We start from the raw sequence: 7,787 nt of genomic DNA, 5'->3' as shown, positions 1-7,787 counted from the left end.
AGCTCCCCGACGTCATCCGAGGGCGACGGGGAGTAGACCTCGGGGTGTTCGCGTCGCAATGTCGGCGAGAGCATCGTCCAACTTCGGATACTCGAACTCGAAGCCGCTGTGTGTCAGCACTTGTGGATCCACCCATCGGCTCTTCAGGACCAACTCGGCCTCCGTGCGGATCACCCGCGCACCGAACTGGAGCAGCCACGCCGGTGTCGGTAATCCGTGGTTGCGGCCCATTGCAGTCCGAACCTGCTGCATCAGAGTCTCATTGGTTACCGGAAACGGAGTGGCCACGTTGACGGGGCCAGCGAGTTCTTGGCAGTCGTAGAGATGATCGAGTGCGCGGGCGACGTCCGCGACGTGAACCCAGCTGAAGATCTGTTGGCCGTCGCCCATCTTGCCGCCGAATCCTACTCGCGCCAGGTCGATGATCGGATTGATCGCTCCGCCGCCTGCGCCCAACACGATCGACAAACGAAGCGCGACTTTACGAATAGTCACATCGGCATCGAAAAGCTCACGCTCCCAGGCGCGAGCAACCTCGACCGAGAATCCCGACCCCAGTTCACCGGTGTGCTCATCCATCGGTCGATCGCGCGAATCGCGATAGATGGTTCCGGTGCTGGCGTTGACCCACAATGCCGGTGCTGTCTCCACGTCGGCCAACGCACGGCCCAGCTCGGCCGTCGTCTGGATGCGCGATGACATGATCTCGTCTGCATTCGACTTGTTGTATCGACAGCTCACCGAGCGACCGGCGAGGTTGACGAGCATATCGGCACCGTCGAGCACCCCGACGATGCTGCGATGGTCGGACCACGTTGCGTCGCTCGAGCTTCCGCGACCGATGGTCCTGATGCGGATTCCACGATCCTCGTAGAACCGATGTAGATAACGGCCGATGTAGCCGGACGCGCCACACAGTACGACGGTCGATGGTGATTCGGTCACTGGTTCAACCCTTCTGGCGATGTCATTCGTTTCAGGAGACCGGCGACGTCGGTGACCAAGCCCCGGGCCACCGGAAGTCGCGCGAGGCGTACCGCCTTTGCTACGACGGGTACGAGCCCGTCGACCAATGTGCGTGTTCGCTGCTGGTTGTCCGAGGAGTCGGTCACCCAGTGCAGAGTGACGCCCATGTAGATCATCCAGAGCAGTGCCGGGAGAGCGTCGTTCAGCGACGCCGGAACCTTCTGCTTCGATGCGGCCAAGGTGATTCGCATGAGGTCGATGGCCATGGATCTGGCATCGGACGATTCCTCCGAGAAGGGACTGGAACTGGTGCTCGTCGGCAATGCCAGGTGCAGAAAGGAGCCACCGAATGCGTGATACGGGGCCATGACGTCGAGACCGGAATGCAGCACAGCAGTAAGGTTTTGGGACAGCGATGCGCCGTCGACGAGAACGTTGAGCGCGCGGTCGCGATGATCGCGCTGAATCACCACGTACAGCTCGTTGACCAGCTCGTCCTTGCCGGCGAAGTAGTAGTACGCGTTCCCGAGAGAAATGCCCGCTTCGTCAGCAATGCGACGCATCGTGGTTGCTTGAAACCCTTCGTCGCGAAAGAGGCGTAGAGCTACCTCGACCACTTTGTCCCTCGTCTCGGACGTCCGGGCCATCGATCCTCCTCAATTCTGAACGTGTTCAAATTTCACGGTAGACCTCTTTTTGAACATGTTCAAGACGCCTGTGGCGGACGGATCGTCAGCACGTAGTCCAGGAAGCACCTCGTGTTGAATACTGGCTTCTCGGTGTCGAGACGAATCGGGGAGTTCCGGCTGGGACGCAATGGAGCTCAATGGCTACGGGAGCTGAACGAGCGACACCCCTGGAGTCACAATGACTACTTCCACAGCTGGATTTTGGCGAACCTTCCCTGTGGGCGTGGCCGTACACTCGATATGGGCTGTGGTCGAGGTGGCTTGGTGCTCGCCTTGGCCCCTCATTTCGATCACGTCGTCGGGGCCGATGCCGATCGAGACATGCGACGAATCGCACAGGCGACTACCGCCGCTGTCGACATGTGATCATCAACGATCACCAATTCGACTCTTGGGCGGATGATTCCATCGACCTTGTCACCATGGTTGCGGTGCTGCATCACCTCGATGTCGACGACGCACTCCGCCATATCGAGCGGGTTCTCACTCCGAACGGACGCCTGCTTGTCGTGGGGCTCGCGCCGCCGCGAAGCGTGCACGATCTACTGTGGGATGCGGTCTCGATCGTCACCAATCCGTTGATCGGATTTCTCCACCGCCCGTGGCCCAGCCCGGCGGCAGCACTGCCGCCACCGTTCCCGGTCGAGGACCCGGTACTGAGCTTCGACGAGCTGGGGCAGATGGTCGAAAGGCGCTTCCGGGTGCGGTGATGCGCCACCGCATAGGTTTTCGACACACAATCGAGTGGACGAAACTTGGTGCGTAGGCGAGCGCTGGTGTAGTCAAACCCACGGAACTCGGCGCTCCCACCACGGCATCGTCTTGGACTGACCGATTTCGACATATTCGACTCGCTGACGCCACTGCGCCAGATAGTGGAGGGCCCATCCATCGGTCCGCGTTCTACGCGGCCTGTGGGGGTTCACCGGACGAACGGGGCCGTTGCCCTCTCACGAAGAATTGTCATCGTGTGCACCATATCGGAGGCGGGGCCGGTGAGTGGTACGTGCTGGTGACGCGAGCGATACCGCAGTATCGATACTTCCAGAAAGGAATAGGGCTAGCGCCTCTCCTCGAGAGTGCCGATCGGTGTCGAACCGCCAGTTCGGTCGATCCACATCGCGACACCATCGACGAGGTGAGGGCCCATGAAGCCACCCTCGTCACCCCACGGCCAGGCGGTGTGGGATTCGGCAACTCTCAGTTGAACCAGGTCAGCCATCGACACCAGCGCCTCGTCGACGTCGGCGTCGACCTGCGCACCGTATCCATTGCCGCCGAGGCCACCTGGATCGCACCCCTCCACGGTGACTGCACTCTCGAGCCACACCGCGCCGCCGTCCGGGTCGTACATGGCCGCCCAGTCGATATGTTCGATGCGAGAGCCGTATTGACGCACATGCAGGTCTTGGCCGAGTCGGTCCAACGCAATCAGCCACGGTTCGGGCAAGGTCGACGATGTGACCCGGACTCCGTCCGATGGGCTCCAGCTACCGGTCAATACACGCTCACGGTGCTCGAAAAATGGGTGCATCTCCGGAGTATGCCCCTTGCTGATACTTCCTCGCTTCGGGGCTGAGCGATGCAATATGTAAAGGAACTGGATGCTGCGAGAGGACGACCTGAGTGTGGAATGCACATAGTCCTGGCGTGCTGCGGTTGCCGTCGGGCAGCCTCGTTCGTGGACGCGCCCTGCGTAATTCGATGCCCGACGGCCCACTACCGGGTTTCGGGGTCTACCTACAGGGCAAGGATCCAGGCGGGTTCGACTGGGACTCGAGATGGGTTCGGTGGCCGGACTTCTGGTTGCCGTCGGAATCGGACAAGCTCAGGGTTGTGCTGCAAGAAGTGCTGCACCGCAGCGCAATCGAGAGAGTGGAGATCGCGTGCACCGGTGGTATGGGGCGCACGGGCACAGCGCTGGCGTGTCTCGTCGCGCTCGACGGTGTGCCCGGCAGTGCAGCCGTCGACTACGTCCGGCGCAACTATTCGCATCGGGCCATGGAGACGCCCTGGCAGACGCGTTTCGCGAAGAGATTCCCGAGGCCAGGCTCTCTGCTCTGAGCAGAATGGACGACCCATCTCGGAATCGAGGCCTAGGCTCCGATCATGGGCGAGGTGATCAGGATCGATGAGCGTCGAGCAGCACGCGCAGTGGAACCACTGTGGCGCGAGGTTGTCGGTAGACGGTTACGCGAGCGCAGGCACTCCCGCGGAGACACCCTGGCCGACACCGCTGCGCGCGCAGGCATTGCGCCGCAGTACTTGTCGGAGCTCGAACGTGGCCGCAAGGACCCATCGAGTGAAATCCTTGCGGCCGTCGTCGGAGCACTGGGAACGTCGATGGCGGAAATCTCACGCCTCGCGCATCACGACCTGTCTCGGGGCGACGCGACGTTGATGGCTGCCTGACGCCCCTCGAGGACCTGGTCCACGACGCCGTAGTCGCGGGCGGCAGGGGCGGTCAACACCAGATCGCGATCGGTGTCATGTCGAAGCTTCGCCGCGTCGCGTCCGGTGTGTTTGGCGAGGATTGCCTCCATTTCGGCGCGAACCCGGACGATCTCGTCGGCAGCCAGAATCAGATCGGGAATGGTGCCGCGGCCCTGCGCTGCAGGTTGATGCAACACCACCCGACTGTGGGTGAGTGCCGAGCGTCGCCCCGGTGCTCCGGCAGCGAGCAGTACTGCGCCCGCTGCAACCGCTTGGCCCACGCATGTTGTGGCAACGGGGGATCCGATGAACTGCATGGTGTCGTACACGGCGAGCATCGCAGCTGTGTCGCCGCCCTCGCAGTTGATGTACATCGAAATCTCCTGGTCGGGGGAGTCCGCTTCGAGGTGCAGAAGCTGCGCGATCATCGCATTCGCGACACCTGCGTCTATCCCGGTGCCGAGGTAGACGATGCGCTCACTGAGGAGGTGCGAATAGACGTCGACCACGCGTTCGCCGCGCGAATCTCGGGTGATGACATTGGGAATTGTGTACGTGCTCATCGTGCCATCTCCATTCCGAAGGACACTCGCCGTGCGGGCATGACCTGATCGAACGAATCGACGATCGCGTCGACGAACCCGTACTCACGCGCGGCGTCAGCGGTGAACCAGCGATCGTGCAGGGAGTCGTCGAAGATCTGCTCGCGCGTTTGCCCGGTGTCGTCGGCGATGAGACCGAGCACCGTATCTCGGGTATGCCGTAGATCGTTGGCCTGCACCTCCACCTCGACCGCCGATCCGCCGATGCCGGCCGATCCCTGATGCATCAGAATCCGCGAGTGGGGTAGGGCGTAGCGCTTTCCTCGAGTTCCCGACGACAGAAGGAATTGACCAGCACTGCAGGCCAATCCGAGTGCAAGCGTCGAGACATCGCACGGTACGAGCCGCATCACGTCACGGATGGCCAGCATGGCGGGCACCGATCCGCCCGGGGAATGGATCCACAGTGCGATGTCGGCCGACGAGTTCTCGGCAGCCAGCGTCAGCAGATGAGTGGTGAGGACGGTGCCGTTGTCGTCGTCGAGGGGGCCGTCGAGCACGAGCACCCTGTGACGTAGGAGTTGGTTGCGGAGCTCGGGTGGGAACATTCGTGGCGTTTCGCTCATGATCAGAGTGTGGTGACGAATTCTGTTGCACGCCACGAATTCTGCTGTGGGCAGTGACGCCGCTCAGAGCTGCGTCGGCCTCGAGGGACAATGGTGAGATGACTACTGCACTCGAGTTCTCGGAATCCATCGCCATATCCGCATCGGTCGAGGATGTGTACGCCGCCGTCTCCGACGTCACCCGGACGGGCGAGTGGAGCCCGACCTGCCAGAAGTGCTGGTGGAACGAGCCCGATGGCGGTGGCGTCGGCTCGACGTTCACCGGTCGCAACGTCACCCCGGAACGTACCTGGGAGACCGTGTCGACCGTTGCTGCAGCCGAACCAGGTCGCGAGTTCGCGTGGGTGGTCGGCGACAACTTCGTTCGCTGGGGCTACACCCTCGAAGCGGTGGACAGTGGCACCCAGCTCACCGAGTCCTGGCGCTTCTTGCCCGGCGGTATCGACTTCTTCCACAGCAAGTTCGGGGACGATGCGCAGAAGGAAATCGACATTCGCAGCCAGGCCGCACTCGACGGTATTCCCCGTACCTTGGCGGCAATCAAGCGCGTAGTGGAAGCCGAGGTTTGACCGCGGGGATCGTGCGAGGCAAACGCGCGCGCCTTCGTCAGAGGCGAGCGGAATCGTGGGCGAATCCGCTCGCGACTGGCAAACGCGCTCGCGTTTGCGAGAGCCGGTGTCCTCAGACCACCGCCTCTGGTCTGCTCGACGCTCTGGCCGGGGTCTGACCGATTCCAGAGGACAGGCGGGCAAGGATGTCCACAGCCGAGCTGATTTCGGGCAGTGAACGGGTGAAGGGAATGCGCTGATGATCGTCGAACGCGTATCCCGTACCGAACCGCAGTCCGGGTGCCAGCAGCAATCCGTGAGAGTGGGCTTCGGCGACGAGGGCACTGGATCGGATGCCGTCGGGCAGGGAACACCACAATGCCAGGCCTCCATCCGGGACTCGAAAGTGCCAATCCGGCAGTCGATCTCGCATCAGAGCAACGGTGTGATCGCGTGCGACTCTCGATATATCGGCGCGCGCTCGGCGTACCTCGTCGTACTTGCCCATCAACTCGACCGCAGCGAGTTGATCGAGAATGGACGCCGAAAGTTGGCGTCGCGCATAGGTTGCGGCGATTCTCGCCAGTAAGCCTGCTTCGGCTCGAACCCAGCCGACTCGCACACCTCCCCACACCGTCTTGCTGGTGGACCCGATCGTCACCGTCGCGACGTCCGGAGTGGCTGCGCCGAAGGGTTCGATGTCGGGTGGCCCGTCGAGGGACAGGTCCGCTGCTACCTCGTCGACGATGGTCAGTACTGCATGGCGGTGCATGGTCGCGGACAACTGTCTGCGAGTGCCGAGGGGGAGTCGAGCTCCCGACGGATTGGAGAAGTCGGGCATGAAATACGCCAGCGTCGGCGCACTCTGCCGTGCGGCGCGGTCTGCGGCCGGCACGAACTCGTCGGTGTCGTCCGGGTCGATGGGCACCGGGATGCATCGGCCACCGAGGGAATGAACGAGTTCGACGACACCCGGATACGTGGGGTGCTCGACGAGCACTCTGGCGCCCGGCTCGGTGAAGGTCGACAACACCGCATGAATGGCGTCGGTGGCACCGGAGGTGACGAGAATGTTGTCCACGGTGGTCGGCACTCCACGCCCTCGGTAGTAGGCGGCGATCGATTCGCGGAGCTCGAACAGGCCGGACGGAGCGTAGCCACCCAGGGCAAACCGGTCTCGAATCCTCTCGGACGCAACGCCGTACGCCGCGGCCAGCAGGGGAGAGGCCGAGGGTGACGCGTTGACGAATTCCAGTGTCGCAGTGTCACGATCGCCGGCGAGCGTACTCCACGCCGGCATCGAACTCGTGGGGGAAACGTATGTGCCCGAGCCCCGTTGGGCGCTGATCCAGCCACCTTCACGGAGGTGGCGATAGGCCGACGCCACCGTGACTCGGCTGACGTCCAGACTGATCGACAGCGCCCGCTCGGCGGGCAACCGCGTCTGGGCAGACACCTCGCCGCTTTCGATCAACCGACGCAACTCGTCGGCGATCTCGAGGTAGAGCGGACCACCGGATCTGTTCCGCAGCGTCGACGGGCCGATCCGTGCTGCCAACTCCGGGGCCGAGATCGCCGATGCGTCGAAAAGATCCATACAGGCCACTCTTGCACGCTGGACTGCACTATTCACTCCGATTGCAGTCCATTGTTGTCGCATGATCGCAATTGGAGCTGTATTGGCCTTGTCATTGGTCGGGGCGGGATGGACTGTGGCCGCACTGCGCGACGGTGGGAGAAGTGCCCCCACCGGCCCGCCGCGCAGTCGTGTCTACGTCGACTGATCCGGCTGGTGCGTCGACAAACGCGCGCGCATTCGTTAGGCGCGTTCGAGTTCGCTACGGATTCGGGCCTAGACCGCTCGCATTTGGCAAACGCGCGCGCGTTTGCGAGAACCGGGGGGCGGCGAGAACCGGGGGCGGCGAGAACCGGGGGGCGGCGAGAACCGGGGGGGCGGCGGCGAGAACCGGGGGGCGGCGCGCG

The 7,787-nt window shown here is 63.1% G+C and carries 12 protein-coding genes; 6 read left to right on the top strand and 6 right to left on the bottom strand.

The genetic code is table 11. The annotated features are described in order from the left end of the window. Positions 1–12: 12 nt before the first annotated feature. Together RHODMAR_RS01160 and RHODMAR_RS01155 are read right to left on the bottom strand one after the other, a co-directional pair. Positions 13–945 carry a TIGR01777 family oxidoreductase gene (locus RHODMAR_RS01160; RefSeq protein ID WP_008710366.1) on the bottom strand — a complete coding sequence of 311 codons (933 nt, stop codon included), beginning with the start codon at positions 943–945 and terminating at the stop codon, positions 13–15. Then, positions 942–1,613 carry a TetR/AcrR family transcriptional regulator gene (locus RHODMAR_RS01155; RefSeq protein WP_008710365.1) on the bottom strand — a complete coding sequence of 224 codons (672 nt, stop codon included), beginning with the start codon at positions 1,611–1,613 and terminating at the stop codon, positions 942–944. Before RHODMAR_RS01155 ends, RHODMAR_RS01160 begins: the two co-directional genes overlap by 4 nt. Positions 1,614–1,895: 282 nt before the next feature. Between RHODMAR_RS01155 and RHODMAR_RS28845 the strand changes: the two genes are divergently transcribed. Next, positions 1,896–2,021, top strand: coding sequence for a hypothetical protein (locus RHODMAR_RS28845; RefSeq protein ID WP_232433538.1), 126 nt, complete (start codon positions 1,896–1,898; stop codon positions 2,019–2,021). Continuing rightward, positions 2,018–2,365 carry a class I SAM-dependent methyltransferase gene (locus tag RHODMAR_RS28840; protein WP_008710362.1) on the top strand — a complete coding sequence of 116 codons (348 nt, stop codon included), beginning with the start codon at positions 2,018–2,020 and terminating at the stop codon, positions 2,363–2,365. The genes RHODMAR_RS28845 and RHODMAR_RS28840 overlap by 4 nt, the downstream gene beginning before the upstream one ends. Before the next feature lie 350 nt (positions 2,366–2,715). Here the strand turns inward: RHODMAR_RS28840 and RHODMAR_RS01145 are convergent, their stop codons facing one another. Next, entirely contained in the window at positions 2,716–3,189 is a 474-nt protein-coding gene (locus RHODMAR_RS01145) for a hypothetical protein (protein ID WP_008710360.1), read from the bottom strand. A 116-nt stretch (positions 3,190–3,305) separates the two neighbouring features. Between RHODMAR_RS01145 and RHODMAR_RS01140 the strand changes: the two genes are divergently transcribed. Both RHODMAR_RS01140 and RHODMAR_RS01135 read left to right on the top strand, forming a co-directional pair. Continuing rightward, complete coding sequence (locus RHODMAR_RS01140; protein WP_042937490.1) at positions 3,306–3,719, top strand: protein-tyrosine phosphatase family protein; 414 nt, start codon at positions 3,306–3,308, stop codon at positions 3,717–3,719. A gap of 45 nt (positions 3,720–3,764) precedes the next feature. Next, complete coding sequence (locus tag RHODMAR_RS01135; protein ID WP_042937489.1) at positions 3,765–4,067, top strand: helix-turn-helix domain-containing protein; 303 nt, start codon at positions 3,765–3,767, stop codon at positions 4,065–4,067. Here the strand turns inward: RHODMAR_RS01135 and RHODMAR_RS01130 are convergent. Together RHODMAR_RS01130 and RHODMAR_RS01125 are read right to left on the bottom strand one after the other, a co-directional pair. After that, a complete protein-coding gene (locus tag RHODMAR_RS01130) occupies positions 4,025–4,651 on the bottom strand; it encodes a ClpP family protease (protein ID WP_008710353.1) in 627 nt (208 codons plus the stop codon). The two genes, RHODMAR_RS01135 and RHODMAR_RS01130, sit on opposite strands and share 43 nt — an antisense overlap. Beyond that, positions 4,648–5,256, bottom strand: a complete 609-nt coding sequence (locus RHODMAR_RS01125) for a ClpP family protease (RefSeq protein ID WP_042937487.1) — start codon at positions 5,254–5,256, stop codon at positions 4,648–4,650. Before RHODMAR_RS01125 ends, RHODMAR_RS01130 begins: the two co-directional genes overlap by 4 nt. A gap of 98 nt (positions 5,257–5,354) precedes the next feature. On the opposite strand from RHODMAR_RS01125, the gene RHODMAR_RS01120 reads away from it, so the two are divergent. Further along, entirely contained in the window at positions 5,355–5,825 is a 471-nt protein-coding gene (locus tag RHODMAR_RS01120) for an SRPBCC family protein (RefSeq protein WP_008710349.1), read from the top strand. A 112-nt stretch (positions 5,826–5,937) separates the two neighbouring features. On the opposite strand, the gene yczR is transcribed toward RHODMAR_RS01120, so the two are convergent. Further along, the gene (gene yczR / locus RHODMAR_RS01115) at positions 5,938–7,401 is read right to left on the bottom strand and encodes an aminotransferase-like domain-containing protein (RefSeq protein ID WP_008710347.1); all 1,464 of its coding nucleotides are present in this window, start codon (positions 7,399–7,401) and stop codon (positions 5,938–5,940) included. A gap of 61 nt (positions 7,402–7,462) precedes the next feature. Here yczR and RHODMAR_RS29360 point away from each other — a divergent pair, with 61 nt between their 5' ends. Further along, on the top strand, positions 7,463–7,588 hold the full coding sequence (locus tag RHODMAR_RS29360; protein WP_269744583.1) for a hypothetical protein: 126 nt from the start codon (positions 7,463–7,465) through the stop codon (positions 7,586–7,588). Positions 7,589–7,787: the final 199 nt, after the last annotated feature.

This window comes from Rhodococcus sp. AW25M09, assembly GCF_000333955.1.
In the GTDB taxonomy this organism is placed as follows: Bacteria; Actinomycetota; Actinomycetes; order Mycobacteriales; family Mycobacteriaceae; genus Rhodococcoides.
Note: the sequence above shows the minus strand (reverse complement) of the source record. Positions and strands in the feature narration are given on the sequence as shown.